This is a genomic window from Vibrio sp. 378 (genome assembly GCF_033339435.1).
On sequence record NZ_JAWOUO010000556.1, the window covers coordinates 1 to 698 of the forward strand.

The 698-nt window shown below is 48.3% G+C and carries 1 protein-coding gene; it reads right to left on the minus strand.

Annotated features, from left to right (window positions below; translation table 11 throughout):
• Positions 1-109: 109 nt before the first annotated feature.
• Positions 110-679 carry an ADP compounds hydrolase NudE gene (nudE, locus tag R7Q48_RS27510; RefSeq protein ID WP_318133436.1) on the minus strand — a complete coding sequence of 190 codons (570 nt, stop codon included), beginning with the start codon at positions 677-679 and terminating at the stop codon, positions 110-112.
• Positions 680-698: the final 19 nt, after the last annotated feature.

Below are 698 nucleotides of genomic sequence, written 5' to 3' on the forward strand. Positions count from 1 at the left end.
TTGTCCCGCACTGCGGGCAATTTCGATAACTTGAGGAAGCAGGTGAGATAGATCTTTTGTCATTGGCATAGGTGATAGTCCTTACTCACAATATTTTCGGTTTACACCGTTATTGATTGTTGTTGTGAGTGGTGTTTGGTAAGTGTTTCAGTGCCAACATTAACGCCGTGATGCTTCGTGCTTCACAGAAGTCCAAATGCGTTAATAGCTCTTCGGCTTGTGCGAGTGGCCAGCGCACAATTTCTAACGGCTCTGGTTCGTCACCTTCTTGCTTTTCAGGGTATAGTGATTGACCGAGAAACAGCGTCATCGTGCGCGAAAAATAAGAAAGAGCAAGGATCACTTGTTTTAACGGGGTGAGTTCCTTACAACCAAAACCAATTTCTTCTTTTAGTTCGCGGTCAGCGGCCTGATGTGGCGTTTCACCGGGATCGATAAGACCTTTAGGAAAACCCAGTTCGTAACGCTCTGTACCAGCAGCGTATTCACGTACCAACAGTAAATCGCCCTGTTCGGTTACCGGTACAACCATTACGGCATCGCGGCCACTTGGCTTCATGCGCTCATAAGTGCGATGCTCGCCATTGGAGAAGCGAAGGTCGAGGGCTTCCACAGCAAACAGTTTTGATCGTGCGACCGTCTGACAAGAGAGAATCTCTGGTGGTGTCCTTTTCGACATGGCGCTGACTCCTTGGTGT